This window comes from Brevundimonas sp. GW821-FHT12C05, from assembly GCF_058807475.1.
In genome coordinates this window covers 1381136-1397723 of sequence record NZ_JBXAQS010000001.1, presented here as the reverse complement: position 1 = coordinate 1397723, position 16588 = coordinate 1381136, and the positions used below count along the sequence as shown (strand labels likewise).

Sequence of the window (16588 nt, the reverse complement as noted above, 5' to 3'; positions counted from 1 at the left end):
GGAGTGTGTCAAATCCCGCCGCCGGAGTGTAGCGCAGCCTGGTAGCGCATCTGGTTTGGGACCAGAGGGTCGGAGGTTCGAATCCTCTCACTCCGACCATCGACCCCTTCGGGTCTAGAAGACGCCCACGGCGGCGTCGGCCCAGATCAGCAGAACAACGCCCAGGATGACGGCGGCTGAGATCAGCCGGCCGGTCAGGCTGCGGAACTTCCACGCCGCCAATTCGTACAGCGCGCCCGCGCCGATCAGCAGGACGCCGGCGAAGGTGAAGTCCTCGGCCCCCCAGGCGACCTCGTGGGTGAACTGCATCGCCACGGCGGGCAGCAGCAGCAGGGCCGCGATCCCGCCCCACATCGCCACGCGCCACAGCGGAAACCGTTGTCCGCCGTCGGTGTTCGTCATGCCCGTCATTTCGGCCTCGCCGTGAAAGTGATGACCCTTCATGCGCCGCTCGCCGCGCGGAGGCATGTGGAGATTTCAAGGATTTTCCAAGCAAGGCCGGCGGCGGGCGGCCGCGAAGCGCGCGGTTTGGCGCTTGAGCGACGGCGAATGCGTTGTATTACGGCGGCAACCGTTCGAGAGACCGCCATGGCCATCGCCCGCATCTACCGCCCCGCCAAGACCGCCATGCAATCCGGCAAGGCCAAGTCGAGAGACTGGCGGCTGGAATTCGAGCCGGCCTCGGCGCGGACGATCGACCCGCTGATGGGCTGGACCTCGTCGTCGGACATGAACGGCCAGGTCCGCCTGACCTTCGATTCGAAGGAAGAGGCCGTCGCCTACGCCGAACGCCACGGCATCGCCTTCCGCCTGCACGAACCGCAGGAGCCGCCGGTGATCCTCAAGGCCTACGCCGACAATTTCGCCACCTACCGCAAGCAGTCCTGGACGCACTGACCGCCAGAGGCGGCCAGCGTTTCTTGAGTGGCTTTTCGCGCCTGTCGCTTATCGGCTATTTCGTGCGATCTGGCGCAGTCTGCGTTCCACCCCTCGGGCGCCCATAGCTCAACCGGATAGAGCACCCGCCTTCTAAGCGGGATGTTGCAGGTTCGAGTCCTGCTGGGCGCGCCATTCCTCAAAGCGGATATCGCGGGTGTGGTGACAGACCAACTTCGCGGTGTTCCCGGCTGGACAAGGCCTCGACGCTCCCGTCATGGTAGTCTCGGCGATGGGGGATACGATGAAGAGCTTGAAGGCTTGGAGTTGGGTGCCGATTGTTGCGGCGGTCGCCCTGGTCATCGGTATTCTCAGCTGGCTGGTGGTGGGATCGCTGATAGGGCGAAAGACCGCTTTTGGATGGCTGATCGTGACCTTCCTGGTGGTCGTGGCGGCGACGCTGGCGGATTGGTTCACCCGCGACAGCAAGGGTGAAGTCAGAGGCTGGGCGCGTCTGAGGAATCCCAACTGGCTCGCCCGGTTGGGCATGTCGGTTTTCTTCGGTCTTGGGGCAGGTCTGTTCGTGCAGCAGTTCATCGCACCGACGGATTTTGACCTGATCCGGAGCGATATCGGCGCCGTTAAGGTCCGGCAGGACGAGACCAATCGAAAGTTGGACGAAGTTGTTCTCAATACCAACCCAAAACCTTGGCGCGCCTTCGACAGCATCACCGGCTACTGGGGCGAACAACAACGCGATTGCCAGGTCGTCTATCGGTTCGAGCGTCGAGATCACGGCCTGGTCGTAACTCTGGTTCGGAAAGAGCCGAACATGAGTGACTATAATATGGTGGCCAGCATCGCTCCGAATGGTGGAGGTGATGTATTGAATGCCACTCTGCGGACATCGACAGCGCCTGACGAGGAGCATGGTCAGGCTCTGGTCTTCACCTACACGGAGGACGGAGCCGTGAAGCGCCTGGATTGGCTGAATGAGGATCGATCCAGTGCCGGGCCGACAAGGCTGGAAGCCTGCGGAGCACCCAAATGAAGCCCTGGACCGTGATGGTGTTGGCGCTGGCGCTCACGGCCCCAGGGTTGGTCATCACCTTGCCGACACTCGCGGTCGCGCAGGCCAAGGATGCGCGGACACTCAGTCCTGCCGAGGTGCGTGAACTGCGTGCTCAGCTTGGCGATGCCCGAAGCCAGCTCGGCAGAACTCGCGTTCAGCGTGATGTGGCTCTGAACAGCATCGCCATAGAACGCCGCAGCGCCGTGACCGCCCGTGCAGATTTGCGCCGTGTGGCGCAGATATTCGGATTCCCGGACGGTACGCCCACCGCAGACATCGCCGCGCAGTTGCAGCGCTGGGCCGAACAGGATCAGGAGAACCGGGAAGAACTGGTCCGTCTCGGTGTGATCGTGGAGCGGATCGAGAGCGGCGAGGTCAGGGACGCCGCCGAACACTATCTCAGTGAAGCACAGACCGAATTTGAGGACGGTCGTCTAGAAGACGCTGATCGGACGCTAGCTCAGTTGGAAACGCTGCGCAGGTCAGCGCAGACCGAAGCCAAACAGCTTTGGCGCGCCTCCGTCCTGATGCGTTCCGGCTTGGCCCGTCAACAGGGGAACTTCGAACGGGCCGACGCAATTCCCCTTGAAGCTGAGCGCATTTCTGACCGGGAGGCGCGACGAGATCGTTTTACTTTCCGCTCTGACAGGGCCCTTACGGCTTCTCTCAAAGGAGAGTGGTTGGGCGATAGTGCGGCGTTGGAGCAGGCCATTCGTCTGTATTCTGAATGTCTGTCCCTTCTTGATCGCGTCGAAGATGCTGACGATTGGGCCGCCACCCAGAACAGGCTGGGCTATGTCCTGGTGACGCTGGGAGAGCGCGAGAGCGGGACGGAACGACTGACGATGGCCGTCCAAGCCTTTGAGGCTGCGCTTCCAATATACACGCGCGCGGCCAGCCCGCAGCAATGGGCCATGATCCAGAACAACCTGGGGCAGGCGTATTGGAGAATCGGTCAACGCGAGGGCGGAACGGCGCACCTGGACGCGGCTATCGCGGCCTACGAAGCGGCACTGGAGGAAAACACCCGAGAGCGGAACCCGACGAGCTGGGCCGCGATCCAGGATAATCTGGGCAATGTGTACATGGCTCTTGCCGCGTCCGAGAGCGGGACTGCACGAATAGACCAGGCGATCACGGCCTATCACGCGGCTCTTGAGATACGAACCCGCGCACAAGATCCGCTGCAATGGGCCAAGACCCAAAACAACCTGGGCAATGCATACTGGAGCTTGGGGCTGATCGGGAGTGGAACGGCAGATCTTCAAAGAGCTGTCGCCGCGTACCGGGCTTCACTTGAAGTGAATACCCGTGAACGGCTTCCGCTGCAGTGGGCCATGACTCAAGCCAACCTCGGTAATGCGCTGGAAGCGCTGGGAAGGCGCGGAAGCGACACGACATCACTGGAGCAAGCAATCTCGGCCTATCAGGCGGCGCTAGTGGAATTGACCCGTGAACGGTTCCCTCGGCATTGGGCCATGGCCATGAACAACCTCGGTACGGCGCTTCAGTCGCTTGGAGAGCTCGAGCGCGGGACAGCGCGACTGGAGCAGGCGGTCGCCGCCTACGAGGCCTCCTTGCAGGAGCATGCCCGCAGGCGGGATGCGCCGGAGTGGGCCAGGACCCAAGTGAATTTGTCCGCCTCACTTGAGATCATTGCGGAGAGAAGCGAAGGGCGTGAAGCTCTCGCTCGACTGCAAGCCAGCCGCGATGATCTCCTGAACGCTGTGCGAATTCTCGAGGGCGCCGGATGGATTGGCCAAGTCGATTTTGCTCGACGGCTCCTCGCTCGAATTGACAGCTCAACCCGGTCCTGACGCGGAGCCGGCGCGCGCGCCGATTTCAGACGGCGCGGCCTCAGTAGATCAGCTTTTTCCTCCTCGTCCGTTCGGCGGCACGGCGACGCAGGGCGCGCCGGCGGGAAGAACGGCTGCGGCGGCAAAAGGGCCGTGGCCGCGTTCATGGTCTAGAGGGCGGCATTCCAGGCCTTCAGTCCGACGTCCAGATCGGCGATCAGGTCGGCCGGGTCCTCCAGCCCGACATGCAGGCGCAGCAGCTGGCCCGCCAGCGTCGGCGGCGTGGCGCGCATCGACAGCTGGCCGGTCTCATGAGTGATCAGGCTTTCGAACCCGCCCCAGGAATAACCGAGACCGAACAGGCTAAGAGCCGACATCAGGGCGTGGGCGGCGGTCTCTGTTCCGCCCTTCATCACCACGCCGAACAGGGAGGCGGCGCCGGCGTAGTCGCGGCTCCACAGGGCATGGGCGGCCGAGCCGGGCAGGGCGGGCCAGAGCACGTCGGCGACCTCGGGCCGGGCCAGGAGCCAGTCGGCCACGATGCGCGCCGAGCGGGCCTGTTCGGCATAGCGCAGGGGCAGGGTGCGCAGGCCCCTCAACGCCAGCCAGGCGTCGTCGGAGGTGACCCGCCAGCCGTTGTCCTCGAGCGTCTCGAAGATGGGCTTGCCGACGGCGTCGGTCTTCACGGCGATGGAGCCCATCAGCAGGTCCGAGTGGCCGCCGGCGTATTTGGTCAGGGCCTGGACACTGACGTCGACGCCGTGGGCCAGCGGCTTGAAGGCCAGCCCGGCGCCCCAGGTGTTGTCCATGATGGTCAGGACGCCCCGCGCCCGGCAGGCGGCGGCGAGCGCCGGGACATCGGCCATGTCGAAGGTCAGGGAGCCTGGCGATTCGATCAGCAGCACCCGGGTGCGATCGGTCAGGGCGGACAGGATCTGGTCCGTGGAGGCGTCGGCGGCGTGGAAGGCGCTGTCGATCCCGCGCGACCTCAGGTGGCGGTGCAGGAAGCGGCGGCTGGGGCCGTACAGGGCGTCCGTGGTCACGACCTGGTCGCCGGGCCTCAGCAAGGCGGTCAGAGGCACGGTGACGGCGGCCAGCCCAGAGGGAACCAGCCAGACGTCCGACGCGCCTTCCAGCTCGGCCAGGGCGGCGCGCAGTTCGCGGCCGGCGGCCAGGTCCTCGATGCCGTAGGTGGGGCCCAGGGCGCCGTCGCGCATGGCCGCGGGCGAATCGTTGAGCAGGGTCGAGGCGCGCTCGATCGGCGGCGACACCGGTCGGCGTCCGGACGCAGGGCCCGGCGTGCGGCGCGTGGCGCCCGCGATCAGGCGCGTACGGTCGGAACGGTCGGTCATCGGCGGCTCGCGGGGTTGCGGTTCAGGCCTCAAAGGCCTCTAAACGCACCGGGGCGCAAGTCTGACAGGCACTGACGAGGCGCGGGATGCGAGCAGGCAGGACAGGGGTACGGAACGCGGCGCTGGCGCTCCTGCTGACGCTGGCGGTCGCCGCCTGCGGTCAGGGCGCGCCCAGGGACGAGACGCCGGAAGAGGCCGCCGCCCATCCGCCGACCGCAGCCCCGGCCTTCAACAGCCCGACCCTGCAGGCGATCAAGCGGCGCGGCCGCCTGAACTGCGGCGTGCACGAGGGGCTGGTCGGCTTCGCCTACACCGACAATCGCGGCCAGTGGCGTGGCTTCGACGCCGACTTCTGCCGCGCCCTGGCGGCGGCGGTGCTGGGCGACGCGGAGGCCGTGCGCTTCGTGCCCCTGACCACCAGCCAGCGGTTCGAGGCCCTGCGCAGCGGCCGTGTCGACGTGCTGTGGCGCACCACCTCCTGGACCCTGTCGCGCGAGGCGCAGGAGGGGGTGCGGTTCGCCGGGATCAACTATTACGACGGCCAGGGCTTCCTGGTGCGGCGCTCGCTGACCCTGGCCAGCGCGACCGAGCTGAACGGCGCCCGGGTCTGCGTGCAGCGGGCCTCGACCAGCGAACTGAACGTCGCCGACTGGTTCCGCGCTCGCGGCATCGAGTACCGGCCCGTGGTCACCGCCAATGAGGAAGAGGCGCGCGAGGCCTATGCGCGTGAGGACTGCGACGCCTTCAGCGCCGACATCTCGGCCCTGGCCGCGGCCCGCACCCTGTTGCCCAATCCCGAGCAGCACGCCATCCTGCCCGACGTCATCTCCAAGGAGCCGCTTGGCCCGGCGGTGAAGCGTGGCGACGAGGCCTGGACCTCGGTGGTGCGCTGGACCCTGAACGGGCTGATCCTGGCCGAGGAACTGGGCGTGACCCGCCAGAACGCGGCGGCCATGGCCGACGACTCGCGCGATCCGCGCATCCGCCGCCTGCTGGGCGCGGAGGGCGACTTCGGTCCCATGCTGGGGCTGTCGAAGTCGTGGATGAAGGATGCGCTTGTGGCTGAAGGCAACTACGGAGAAATCTTCGCCCGCAATGTGGGCTCGGATTCTTCGCTCGACCTCGCCCGCGGGCTCAATGCACAATGGAACCAGCGGCCCGCCGGCTTGATCTACGGTCTGCCGATCCGATAACGACGCGGCTCTAAAGCCGGGGGAAACTCTTCATGGAAACGACCAAAAAGGGCGGGATCGCTCTTCACTGGCTGATGCTGGCCGGCTTTGCGATCGGTCTGGCGGGCGGCCTGTGGGCCAATTTCACGCTCCAGCCCGCGGCGGACTGGTGGCCCGTCGTGGTCGCCGGGACCATCGGCCAGATCTTCCTGAAGCTGCTCTTCATGATGGTCATCCCTCTGCTCTTCTCGGCCCTGGTGATCGGGGTGGCGGAGATGGGCGACCTGAAGTCGCTGGGGCGCGCGGGGATCAAGACCCTGCTGCTGACCATCATCGTCTCGGGCATCGCGGTCGTGATCGGCCTGGGCATGGTGAACTACTTCCGTCCAGGTGACGGCGTTCCGGCTGATCTGGCGAAGCAACTGCTGATGCAGGGCGCGCAGGGGGCCAGCGAGATCGTCGAGAAGGCCCAGGGCGGCGTCCAGTTCGATCAGTTCTTCCTCGATCTGATCCCGTCCAACGTCGTCACGGCGGCGGCCGAGAACCAAATCCTGCCGGTGATGATCTTCGCCCTGTTCTTCGGGATCGGGCTGGTGATGGCCAAATCGCCCCAGACCGACAACCTGCAGCGGACCGTCGAGGGCCTGCTGGAGGTCACGATGAAGCTGATCAACCTCTTCATCAAACTGGCTCCCATCGCCATCGCCTGTCTGATGTTCAAGCTGGCGGCGGTGTTCGGCTGGGATCTGCTGGTCCGTCTGGCCGCCTATGTCGGCGTGGCCGTGGGCGCGATGGCGATCCACATGTTCGTGGTCTACCCGCTGGTCGTCTGGATCGGCGGCGGCATGAATCCGCTGAAATTCTTTCGCGGCATCCGCGAGCCGATGGTGGTCGCCTTCTCGACCGCCTCGTCGAACGCCTCCCTGCCGGTGTCGCTGCGCGCCGCCGAGGAGCAGCTGGGCCTGCCGCGCAAGATCGCCCGCTTCGTCCTGACCGTCGGCGCCACCGCCAACCAGAACGGCACCGCCCTGTTCGAGGGGGTGACGGTCCTGTTCCTGGCCCAATTCTTCGGCGTCGAGCTGTCGTTGACCCAGCAGATCGTCGTCATGCTGGTCTGCATCCTGGGCGGTGTCGGCACCGCGGGGGTGCCGGCTGGCTCGCTGCCGGTGGTCGCCATGATCCTGGCCATGGTCCATGTGCCGGTGGAGGGGATCGGCCTGATCCTCGGCGTCGACCGCTTCCTCGACATGTGCCGCACCACGCTGAACGTCACCGGCGACCTGGTGCTGGCCACGGTGGTGTCGCGCGGCGAGACCGACGAGGTGGTCCCCGAAGACGCGCCTGAGCCCGTGGCTCCGGGCGCCTAGGGCCCCGTGACGACGGGGCCGCCTTCGGGCGCGCCCCATTCGCTCCAGCTGCCGTCGTAGAGGCGCGCCGAGCGGCCCAGCTCGGTCAGGCCCAGCGTCAGGATGGCGGCGGTGACGCCCGAGCCGCAGGTGGTGACGACCGGACGATCGATGTCCACGCCCGCCTCACGGAAAGCCGCCGCCAGCGCGTCGCCGCGCTTCATGGTTCCGTCCGGGTTCAGCAGCGCGCCATAGGGCAGGTTCAGCGCGCCGGGCATGTGGCCGGGTCGCACGCCGGGCCGGGGCTCGGGCGCCTCGCCCCGGAAGCGGGCGGCGCCCCGCGCATCGACCACCTGGGTCCCGTCGTTCAGGGCGGCCCGCACATCCTCCAGCGCGGCGACGGCGGCGGCTTCGAAATCCGGGCTGAATACGGCGAAGTCCGGCCGGGGCGGCAGGCCGTCATCAACCGGCAGGTCCAGGGCCCGCCAGGCGGGCAGGCCGCCATCCAGCACCCGCACGTCGCGCGCGCCCATGACCTTCAGCATCCACCAGACGCGCGCCGCCGAGAACAGGCCCGCCGTGTCGTAGACGACGATGCTGTTCCGGTCCGACAGGCCCAGCACGCCCGCCGAGGCCGCGAAGGCCGCAGGCGCGGGCAGGGTGTGGGGCAGGGGACTGTCTGGGTCGGACACCGCATCCAGATCCAGGAAGACCGCGCCCGGAATGTGCGCCTGCGCGAAGTCCGCGCGGGCGTCCCGGCCGTCCAGGTGCCAGCTGGCGTCCACGATGCGCAGGTTCGGATCGTCCAGCCGGGCGGCGAGGTCGGTCGCGGAGATCAGTGGAGATGACGTCATGGGCCCGATATGCGCCCGAGGTCAGCCCTTCGCCAGCACCAGCTGGACCACGTCGGTCCGGCGCGAGCGGAAGCCGGCCTCGCAATAGGCCAGGTAGAAGCGCCACAGGCGGCGGAAACGTTCATCGAACCCGGCCATGCGGCTGACCTCGCTCCAGGCCGCCTGGAAGCGCTCGTCCCACAGCTTGAGGGTCTCGGCGTAGTCCAGGCCGAAGCGTTCGATCGCCTGCCAGCCCAGCCCCGCCTGCTCGATCACCGGCTTCAGACTGGCTTCGGAGGGCAGCATGCCGCCGGGGAAGACGTATTTCTGGATGAAGTCCGTCCGCTTGGCGTAGCCGCCGAACAGGGCGTCGTCGATGGTGATGATCTGTAGGCCCGCCCGTCCGCCGGGCGTCAGCACCTCATGGATCTTGCCGAAATAGGTGGGCCAGTATTCCTGTCCCACGGCCTCGAACATTTCGATGGAGGCGACGCGGTCGAACTGCCCGCGCACGTCGCGATAGTCGATCAGCTGGATATCGGCCCGCTCCGACAGGCCGGCGTCGAACAGCCGCTTTTTGGCGAAGTCATACTGCTGCTGCGAGATGGTGATGCCCGTGACGCTGGCCCCGATCTCACGCGCGGCGAACTCGGCGAAGCCGCCCCAGCCGCAGCCGATCTCCAGCACGCTCTGGCCGGATCGCAGGTCCATCAGCCGGGCCAGGGCGGCGTATTTCTCGCGCTGCGCCGCCTCCAGCGCCATGTCAGGCGCCGTGAACCGGGCCGACGAATAGGTCATCGAGGGGTCCAGCCACTCGGCGTAGAAGGCGTTGCCCAGGTCGTAGTGGGCGTGGATGTTCTTGCGCGACCCCGAACGGCTGTTGCGGTTCATCCGGTGCGACATCCAGTTGATCGCCTTGGTCACCGGGTGGCCGTCGAACAGGCGGCGGATATTGTCGTAGTTTTGGGCCAGCACCTCCAGCAGGGGCGCCAGGTGGGGCGTCTCCCACTCGGCGGCCATATAGCCCTCGGCGAAACCGATATCCCCGCTCGCCAGAACCCGGCGGGCGAAGCGGTAGTCGCGAATGTCGAGAACGGCGGCGGGGCCGGGCTGTTCGCCTTCCAGCCGGTGCGTCTCACCGTTGGGCAGCAGGACCGTCAGCCGTCCGAAGGTCCAGTTGGCGCTCAGAAGGCGCAGAAACAGCGCGAACCCGCGCGGGGTGCGGGCGGTGATCTGATGCAGATCGGCAGTGACCGATGTCATACGACAATGTTGGGTAGCCGATGGCGGCCCGTCAATGCTCGTGATGGTCATAGCGCCGCCGGGGGCGTCTGAGGTTGCGCCATGCATTGGTCTTCCTTCCCTTGAGGTGATCGGATTCAAGACCTTGAATTACGATGAGACTCCCTGGCCGGATGCAGGTCGAAACGCGGTTTGCCGACGATCGGTCCGGAGGGTTCGGCTCGGTGGTCACGCGGGCGCGAGGCGTGATAGGTTGCGATCCTTCCGGTCAGACGCCACCTGAACGCCTCATAGGTGCGGCAAGGGCCGCGCGTCACCAAATCGCAGTTTCGGGAATCCGCCGTGTCCAAGCCCAACGCCGTCATCGACATCAAGGGCGTCGCCCGTCCCGTCAGCATCGGCGGCAATCAGCGTATCGTCTTCATCGCCGGCCCGTGCCAGCTGGAAAGCCGCGACCACGCCCTGGAGATGGCCCATGCGCTCAAGGAGATCGGCGAGCGCCTGAACGTCGGCATCATCTACAAGACCAGCTTCGACAAGGCGAACCGCACCAGCGCCACCGCCGCGCGCGGCTTCGGCCTGGAGGGCTCGCTGCCGATCTTCGCGGAAATCCGTGAGAGCGTCGGCCTGCCGGTCCTGACCGATGTCCACACCGAGGAGCACTGCCGCATCGCCGCCGAGGTCGTCGACGTGCTGCAGATCCCGGCCTTCCTCAGCCGCCAGACTGACCTGCTGCTGGCCGCCGCCGCCACCGGCAAGGTGATCAACATCAAGAAGGGCCAATTCCTGGCCCCGTGGGACATGAAGAACGTCATCGCCAAGGTCGTCGGCGCGGGCAATCCGAACGTCATGGCCTGCGAGCGCGGCGCCAGCTTCGGCTACAACACCCTGGTCAGCGACATGCGCGCCCTGCCGATCCTGCGCGACATCGGCTGCCCGGTCGTCTTCGACGCCACTCACAGCGTCCAGCAGCCGGGCGGGCAGGGCACCTCCTCGGGCGGCCAGCGCGAGTTCGTGCCGGTCCTGGCGCGCGCGGCCGTGGCCGTGGGCGTGGACGCCGTCTTCATGGAAACCCACCAGGATCCGGACAACGCCCCCTCGGACGGCCCGAACATGGTGCCGCTGAACGAGTTCGAAGCCCTGGCCGCCGACCTGATCGCCTACGACGACCTGTCGAAGGCGCGGATGGCGAAGGCCGCGTGAATCCGATAGTTCGGTCGCATGGCTGAACGCACGCTCGATCTCGGGGAACTGCACGCGCTCCTGGAGCGCGTGCGCGGGCTGAAGGTCGCCTGCGTCGGCGACCTGATGCTGGACCGCTACGTCTACGGCGAGGTCAGTCGCATCTCGCCCGAGGCGCCCATTCCGGTGCTCAAGACCAAACGGCGCATCGCCATGCCGGGCGGAGTGGGCAATGTCGCCCGCAACGTCGCCGCGCTGGGCGGGGTCGCCCGCCTCGGCGCCGTGGCCGGGCAGGACGCCGCCGGCGACGAGCTGGCCCAGTTGATCGCGGCGGAAGAGGGCATCGAGGACGCGATCGAGCGCCGCGCTGGAGCCGCAACCATCGTCAAGACGCGCTTCGTCGCCGCCGGCCAGCAGCTGCTGCGGTTGGACGAGGAGGCTGCCCCGTTGATGGCGACAGAAAGCGAAGCCTTTACAGATGCATTTGTCTATCTGTTGTCGGATTATGCCAAGGGTGCGGTGAGCGATCGGCTGATCGCCCAGGCCCTGTCGGCGGCGCGTGACAGCGGCGCGCCGGTGATCGTGGACCCCAAGGGCCGCGACTTCGCCCGTTACGGCGCGGTTGACCTGATCAAGCCCAACGCCAGCGAACTGGCCGGCGCCACCGGCCTGCCGGTCGATACCGACGCCGAGGTCGAGGCGGCGTTGAAGGCCCTGCTGGACGCCACCACGGCCAAGGCCATCGTCGTCACCCGCGCCGGCAAGGGCATGAGCCTGATGCGGCGCGGCGGCGCGGCGAAGCATTTCCCCGGCCGGGCGCGCGAGGTGTTCGATGTCTCGGGCGCCGGCGACACCGGCCTGGCGGCGCTGGGTCTCGCCCTGGGCGCTGGCGCGTCGCTGGAGACGGCGGTCGAGTTCGCGATCCTCGCCTCGGGCGTGGTGGTCGGCAAGGCGGGCACCGCCGTGGTCAGCCCGGCCGAGCTGATCGACGCCGAGATGAGCCAGCACGCCTCGGGCGCCCATGCCAAGGTCATGCCGCTGGAGGAACTGGCGCATGTGGTCGAGGGCTGGAAGCGCCAGGGTCTGCGGGTCGGCTTCACCAACGGCTGTTTCGACATCCTGCACCGCGGCCACGTCGCCTATCTGGCGCAGGCCCGGTCGTGGTGTGATCGGCTGGTGGTGGCGCTGAACACCGACGCCTCGGTGCGCGCGCTCAAGGGCGAGGGGCGGCCGATCAACGATCTGGACAGCCGCGCCGTGGTCATCGGCGGTCTGCAGTCCGTGGACCGCGTCACCAGCTTCGACGAGTCGACCCCGCTGGCCCTGATCGAGCGCCTGCGTCCCGATGTTCTGATCAAGGGCGCGGACTACACCAGGGAAGGGGTGGTCGGCGGCGATCTGGTCGAGAGCTGGGGCGGCGAGGTCAAGCTGGCCACCTTCGAGGACGGCTATTCCACCACCCGCACGATTGAAAAGATGAAGGCTGACTGATGGCGCGTCGGATGATCGTGGTGACCGGCGGCGCGGGCTTCATCGGCTCCAACATCGTCGCGCGCCTGTGCGCCGACGACCGCCGCGACATCGTCGTCTGCGACCGCATGGAAGAGGCGGCGCTGGGCAAGTGGAAGAACCTGGCCAAGCACGGGATCGCCGACTTCTGGCAGCCCGAGGAGTTGTTCGAGCAGCTGGAGCGCCATGCCGAGGCGGTCGAGGCCGTGGTCCACATGGGCGCCATTTCCTCGACGACCGAGGCCGACGCCGACCTGATCATGCGCACCAACTTCACCCTGTCCCGCGATCTGTGGGACTGGTGCACCCTGCGCGACGCGCGTCTGATCTACGCCTCCTCGGCGGCCACCTACGGCGACGGCGAGGGCGGGTTCGAGGACAACGACAGCCTTGAAGGTCTGTCTTCACTCAGGCCGCTAAATGCCTACGGCTACTCGAAAATGCTGTTCGACCAATATGCGGCGCGGCAGTCGGATCGGGGGCAGTCGCCGAGCCAGTGGGCAGGGCTGAAATTCTTCAACGTCTATGGCCCGAACGAGTACCACAAGGGCGGCATGAAATCGGTTGTGGCCCAGATCTGGCCCAAGGTGCAGGCCGGAGAGCCGGTCACCCTGTTCCGCTCGCATAACCCCAACTACGCCGACGGCGGCCAGCTGCGCGACTTCGTCTTCGTGGACGACGTGGTCGACATCATCGACTGGCTGCTGGAGACGCCCCACGTCTCGGGCGTGTTCAACGCCGGTTCGGGCCAGGCGCGGTCCTTCCTCGATCTGGCCAACGCCACCTTCGCGGCGGCGGGCAAGACGCCGACGGTCGAATACGTCGACACCCCGCTGTCGATCCGCGACAAGTACCAGTACTTCACCGAGGCCCGGATGGAGCGCGTCCGCGCCGCCGGCTACAGCGGCCAGTCGACGCCGCTGGAGGAGGGGGTCCGCCGCTATGTTCAGGACTTCCTGATGCAGCCGGACGCCTACCGGTGAGCCGCCGCGGGCTGACAGTGCGCCAGTGTGTCGGCTATCTCGGCATCGGCTTCGTCATCCTCATCGTGATCGCCCTCGTCGTCTTCCGGGGCGATATCCTGAAGGCGGGGCTGGACCCCAAGGTGCCGTTCCAGACCTATACGCCGCCGCCCGCGCCCGACTATCGCACGCCCTCCGCCTGGGCCTTGCTGGAGGCGCGCGCGCCGGAATCCGGACCCGCGGCGGTCTTCTTCGTCCATTCCACCACCTATGACGGCGGCCGAGACTGGAACGGTCCGATCGGCGAGCCGCGTGGCGAGCGCTGGCTGAAGGAGGTGGTCCTGCCCAACTACGCCGGGCCGTTCGCGCGCGCCGGGGCCGTCAGCGCGCCGCGCTACCGGCAGGGCAGCCTCTACACCCGTCTGACCCTGCGCGAGGACGCCCGCGAGGCCCGGGCCTTCGCCTATGTCGACGTGGAGGCGGCGTTCGAGGCCTGGCTGGCGCATCATCCGACGGGGCCGCTGGTGCTGGCCGGGACCGAGCAGGGCGGCGAACTGGTCGAACGGCTGGTGCGCGAGCGCGTGGCCGGGGACGCCGCGCTGCGTTCGCGTGTCGTCGCCGTCTATCTGATGGATGTGATCGCCGCTGCGGACGACCTGTCGCCGGCCGTGCCCGCTTGCGCGCGCCGGGATCAGGTCGGATGCATCGTCGGCTGGTCGCCTGTCGGAGAGAACAACGACGGCGCGGCCCGTCGCCGCCTAAACCGGGCCCTGGTCTGGGATGCGCGCGGCCGCCTGGTCACGCTCGAAGGTCGCCCGGCCTTGTGCGTGAACCCGATCACGGGCTCGACCGACCTCGCGCCCGTAGCCGCCCGGGCCCAGCGCGGCGTGACCAACGCCACCGGGCTGGAATGGGGCGCCCGCCCGGCTCTGATGGCGCGCGAAGTGGCCGCCCAGTGCCGCGAGGGCCTGCTGCGCCATACCGAGCCCAAGCTGGAGTCTCTCAAGTTGACCGGAAGCTGGGCGGACCGCAGAAAGTCCCGTCCGTACAATCTCTTCTACGGCGATGTTGAGGCGGATGTTCTGACGCGGCTGGCCGTCTGGCAGATGGCCCAGCGGGCGAGCTAGTCCAGCCCGGACCGGTCGTTGCGCCAGTCGAACAGGGCCTCCAGCACCTTCACCGCCTCGCCGCGCGGCGACAACAGATCCGGGTCGCGCCCCAACACCAGACGCGCGTCGTCCGCCGCCGCCAGCATGAGCGAACGATGCCGGATCGGATCGGCGAAGCGATAGGCCGGAAAGCCGCTCTGCCTGAGCCCCAGCGGATCGCCGCCGCCGCGCAGCCGGAAATCCTCCTCGGCGATCTCGAACCCGTCTTCGGTGCGACGCAGGGTCTCCAGCCGGGTCTTGGCGGTCTCTCCGAGACCGTCGTCCCCGCCGCCATAGAGCAGCAGGCAGGTCGAGGCCTTGGAGCCGCGCCCGACCCGACCCCGAAGCTGGTGCAGCTGGGCCAGGCCGAAGCGGTCGGCGTGTTCGATGACCATGATCGAGGCGTTGGGCACGTCGACCCCGACCTCGACCACCGTGGTCGCGACCAGCAGGGGCGTGCGCCCGTCGGCGAAGTCGGCCATCACCGCCTCGCGCTCCGCTCCCGGCATCTGGCCGTGGGCCAGGCCCACCTCGACCTGCAGGATGCGGCGCAGGTCGGCGGCGCGGGCCTCGGCGGCGGCCAGGTCGCTGGCCTCGCTCTCGGCCACCAGCGGACAGATCCAGTAGGCCTGCGCCCCCGAATCCAGCGCCGCCTTCAGTCGCTTGGCCACCTCGCCGATCCGGGCCAGCGGCAGGACGGCGGTCGTCACCGGCGTGCGGCCCGGCGGCTTTTCGGTCAGGCGCGACACGTCCAGTTCGCCGTACTGGGTCAGCTCCAGGGTGCGCGGGATCGGCGTGGCCGACATGGTCAGCAGGTGGACGCCGCCGGTGCGCGGATCGCCCTTGGCCTGAAGCCGCTGGCGCTCGTTCACCCCGAACCGGTGCTGCTCGTCGATCACCGCCAGCGCCAGCCGGTCGAAGCGCACGGCGTCCTGGAACAGGGCGTGGGTGCCGATGGCCACCTTCGCCTCGCCCGAGGCCAGCGCGGCCAGGCGCGGGCGGCGCTCGGCGGCGGTGTCGCGCCCGGTCAGCAGCACCGTCGGGACGCCGGCGGCCTCCAGCATCGGAGCCAGCCGCTGGTAGTGCTGGCGGGCCAGGATCTCGGTCGGCGCCATCAGCGCGGCCTGGAAGCCGGACGCGGCCGCATCGGTCAGCGCCAGCGCCGCCACCGCCGTCTTGCCCGAGCCCACGTCCCCCTGCAGCAGCCGGCCCATCTGCTCGCCCGAGGCCAAGTCGTGGCGGATCTCGGCCACCGCCTGGGTCTGCGCGCCCGTCAGGGTGAAGGGCAGGGCGGCCAGCAGCCGTTCCGACGCCTCGCCCGGCGCAATGACGGGCGCGGGCGTGATCTGCCGCGCCCGCCGGCGCCGGGCCAGGGCCAGCTGGTGCGCGAACAGCTCGTCATAGGCCAGCCGTTCGCGGACCGGGGCGCCCGGATCCAGGTCCGCTTCGCCGGTGGGGGCGTGCAGTCGTCCGATCGCCTCGCGCCAGCCGACCCAGCGCCGCTTGGCCAGCCAGGCCGGGTCCTGCCACTCCGGCAGCTCCGGCGCCGAGGCCATCGCCGCCTGCACCAGCTTGCGCACCACGCGCGAGGTCAGGCCCTGCGTCGCCGGATAGACCGGCTCGACCGCGGCGATCTCGCCGGCCTCTTCCGGCTTGAACACGTCCGGATGGACGATCTGGACCTCGTTGTTGAACCGCTCGACCTTGCCCGAGACCAGCCGGGTCTCGCCGCGCGGCAGCAGCCGGTCGATGTGCTGGCCCGAGCCGCCGAACCAGATCAGGTGGACGAAGCCGGTCGCGTCGATGGCGCGCACCTTGATGGGCACGCCGGGCTTGCCGGGCAGGATCAGCCGGTCGACCGTGACCTCGAAGATCCCCACCTGTCCCTCGACCGCGTCGATCGCCGTCATCGGGCGGCGCACCACCACCCCTGACGGCGGCAGGAACAGCAGGTCGCGCACCAGCGGCCCGGCCAGTTTCTGGACAAGCGGCAGCACCTTGGGGCCGACGCCCTTCAGGCCATCGACCCCGGCGAACAGGGGAAAGAGAATCTGCGGCCGCATGGTCCCAAGCATAGCTGGCGAAACCGCCTCTGGAA

General features: G+C 68.1%; 14 protein-coding genes and 2 tRNA genes. 11 read left to right on the top strand and 5 right to left on the bottom strand.

The genetic code is table 11. The annotated features are described in order from the left end of the window. Positions 1–22 precede the first annotated feature (22 nt). A tRNA-Pro gene (locus AC1RRF_RS06610) sits at positions 23–99 on the top strand. Positions 100–114: 15 nt separating this feature from the next. On the opposite strand, the gene AC1RRF_RS06605 is transcribed toward AC1RRF_RS06610, so the two are convergent. Then, complete coding sequence (locus AC1RRF_RS06605; protein ID WP_492833650.1) at positions 115–444, bottom strand: hypothetical protein; 330 nt, start codon at positions 442–444, stop codon at positions 115–117. 144 nt (positions 445–588) lie between these two features. On the opposite strand from AC1RRF_RS06605, the gene AC1RRF_RS06600 reads away from it, so the two are divergent. The 4 genes from AC1RRF_RS06600 (at position 589) to AC1RRF_RS06585 (ending at position 3765) form a co-directional block, all read left to right on the top strand. Next, positions 589–897, top strand: coding sequence for an ETC complex I subunit (locus tag AC1RRF_RS06600; protein WP_291832445.1), 309 nt, complete (start codon positions 589–591; stop codon positions 895–897). Between the two features lie 97 nt (positions 898–994). After that, positions 995–1071 (top strand) — tRNA-Arg (locus tag AC1RRF_RS06595). A gap of 109 nt (positions 1072–1180) precedes the next feature. After that, a complete protein-coding gene (locus AC1RRF_RS06590; protein ID WP_492833649.1) occupies positions 1181–1927 on the top strand; it encodes a hypothetical protein in 747 nt (248 codons plus the stop codon). After that, positions 1924–3765 carry a tetratricopeptide repeat protein gene (locus AC1RRF_RS06585; RefSeq protein WP_492833648.1) on the top strand — a complete coding sequence of 614 codons (1842 nt, stop codon included), beginning with the start codon at positions 1924–1926 and terminating at the stop codon, positions 3763–3765. The genes AC1RRF_RS06590 and AC1RRF_RS06585 overlap by 4 nt, the downstream gene beginning before the upstream one ends. 149 nt (positions 3766–3914) lie before the next feature. Here AC1RRF_RS06585 and metC read toward each other — a convergent pair whose 3' ends face one another. Next, a complete protein-coding gene (gene metC / locus AC1RRF_RS06580; protein ID WP_492833647.1) occupies positions 3915–5096 on the bottom strand; it encodes a cystathionine beta-lyase in 1182 nt (393 codons plus the stop codon). A gap of 86 nt (positions 5097–5182) precedes the next feature. Between metC and AC1RRF_RS06575 the strand changes: the two genes are divergently transcribed. Beyond that, the gene (locus tag AC1RRF_RS06575; protein ID WP_492833646.1) at positions 5183–6289 is read left to right on the top strand and encodes an amino acid ABC transporter substrate-binding protein; all 1107 of its coding nucleotides are present in this window, start codon (positions 5183–5185) and stop codon (positions 6287–6289) included. Between the two features lie 32 nt (positions 6290–6321). After that, positions 6322–7635 carry a dicarboxylate/amino acid:cation symporter gene (locus AC1RRF_RS06570; RefSeq protein WP_492833645.1) on the top strand — a complete coding sequence of 438 codons (1314 nt, stop codon included), beginning with the start codon at positions 6322–6324 and terminating at the stop codon, positions 7633–7635. On the opposite strand, the gene sseA is transcribed toward AC1RRF_RS06570, so the two are convergent. Continuing rightward, entirely contained in the window at positions 7632–8468 is an 837-nt protein-coding gene (gene sseA / locus AC1RRF_RS06565) for a 3-mercaptopyruvate sulfurtransferase (RefSeq protein WP_492833644.1), read from the bottom strand. The genes AC1RRF_RS06570 and sseA overlap by 4 nt on opposite strands. A 21-nt stretch (positions 8469–8489) precedes the next feature. Beyond that, entirely contained in the window at positions 8490–9710 is a 1221-nt protein-coding gene (locus AC1RRF_RS06560) for a class I SAM-dependent methyltransferase (RefSeq protein WP_492833643.1), read from the bottom strand. Between the two features lie 321 nt (positions 9711–10031). Between AC1RRF_RS06560 and kdsA the strand changes: the two genes are divergently transcribed. Genes kdsA through AC1RRF_RS06540 form a run of 4 tightly spaced genes read left to right on the top strand, consistent with a single transcriptional unit; the run spans position 10032 to position 14469 of the window. Continuing rightward, positions 10032–10892: a 3-deoxy-8-phosphooctulonate synthase gene (gene kdsA / locus AC1RRF_RS06555; RefSeq protein ID WP_492833642.1), complete on the top strand. Its 861-nt coding sequence runs from the start codon at positions 10032–10034 to the stop codon at positions 10890–10892. Positions 10893–10910: 18 nt separating this feature from the next. After that, positions 10911–12362 carry a D-glycero-beta-D-manno-heptose 1-phosphate adenylyltransferase gene (gene rfaE2 / locus AC1RRF_RS06550; RefSeq protein WP_492833641.1) on the top strand — a complete coding sequence of 484 codons (1452 nt, stop codon included), beginning with the start codon at positions 10911–10913 and terminating at the stop codon, positions 12360–12362. Continuing rightward, entirely contained in the window at positions 12362–13363 is a 1002-nt protein-coding gene (gene rfaD, locus AC1RRF_RS06545) for an ADP-glyceromanno-heptose 6-epimerase (protein ID WP_492833640.1), read from the top strand. Before rfaE2 ends, rfaD begins: the two co-directional genes overlap by 1 nt. After that, positions 13360–14469: a DUF3089 domain-containing protein gene (locus AC1RRF_RS06540; RefSeq protein WP_492833639.1), complete on the top strand. Its 1110-nt coding sequence runs from the start codon at positions 13360–13362 to the stop codon at positions 14467–14469. Before rfaD ends, AC1RRF_RS06540 begins: the two co-directional genes overlap by 4 nt. On the opposite strand, the gene recG is transcribed toward AC1RRF_RS06540, so the two are convergent. Further along, entirely contained in the window at positions 14466–16553 is a 2088-nt protein-coding gene (recG, locus tag AC1RRF_RS06535) for an ATP-dependent DNA helicase RecG (RefSeq protein WP_492833638.1), read from the bottom strand. The two genes, AC1RRF_RS06540 and recG, sit on opposite strands and share 4 nt — an antisense overlap. Between the last annotated feature and the right edge of the window lie 35 nt (positions 16554–16588).

What these genes read in the sequence shown, in the direction of transcription:
- AC1RRF_RS06605 (WP_492833650.1), bottom strand. Translation starts at nt 444, where the DNA reads ATGAAGGGTCATCACTTTCACGGCGAGGCCGAAATGACGGGCATGACG.
- AC1RRF_RS06600 (WP_291832445.1), top strand. Translation starts at nt 589, where the DNA reads ATGGCCATCGCCCGCATCTACCGCCCCGCCAAGACCGCCATGCAATCC.
- AC1RRF_RS06590 (WP_492833649.1), top strand. Translation starts at nt 1,181, where the DNA reads ATGAAGAGCTTGAAGGCTTGGAGTTGGGTGCCGATTGTTGCGGCGGTC.
- AC1RRF_RS06585 (WP_492833648.1), top strand. Translation starts at nt 1,924, where the DNA reads ATGAAGCCCTGGACCGTGATGGTGTTGGCGCTGGCGCTCACGGCCCCA.
- metC (WP_492833647.1), bottom strand. Translation starts at nt 5,096, where the DNA reads ATGACCGACCGTTCCGACCGTACGCGCCTGATCGCGGGCGCCACGCGC.
- AC1RRF_RS06575 (WP_492833646.1), top strand. Translation starts at nt 5,183, where the DNA reads ATGCGAGCAGGCAGGACAGGGGTACGGAACGCGGCGCTGGCGCTCCTG.
- AC1RRF_RS06570 (WP_492833645.1), top strand. Translation starts at nt 6,322, where the DNA reads ATGGAAACGACCAAAAAGGGCGGGATCGCTCTTCACTGGCTGATGCTG.
- sseA (WP_492833644.1), bottom strand. Translation starts at nt 8,468, where the DNA reads ATGACGTCATCTCCACTGATCTCCGCGACCGACCTCGCCGCCCGGCTG.
- AC1RRF_RS06560 (WP_492833643.1), bottom strand. Translation starts at nt 9,710, where the DNA reads ATGACATCGGTCACTGCCGATCTGCATCAGATCACCGCCCGCACCCCG.
- rfaE2 (WP_492833641.1), top strand. Translation starts at nt 10,911, where the DNA reads ATGGCTGAACGCACGCTCGATCTCGGGGAACTGCACGCGCTCCTGGAG.
- rfaD (WP_492833640.1), top strand. Translation starts at nt 12,362, where the DNA reads ATGGCGCGTCGGATGATCGTGGTGACCGGCGGCGCGGGCTTCATCGGC.
- recG (WP_492833638.1), bottom strand. Translation starts at nt 16,553, where the DNA reads ATGCGGCCGCAGATTCTCTTTCCCCTGTTCGCCGGGGTCGATGGCCTG.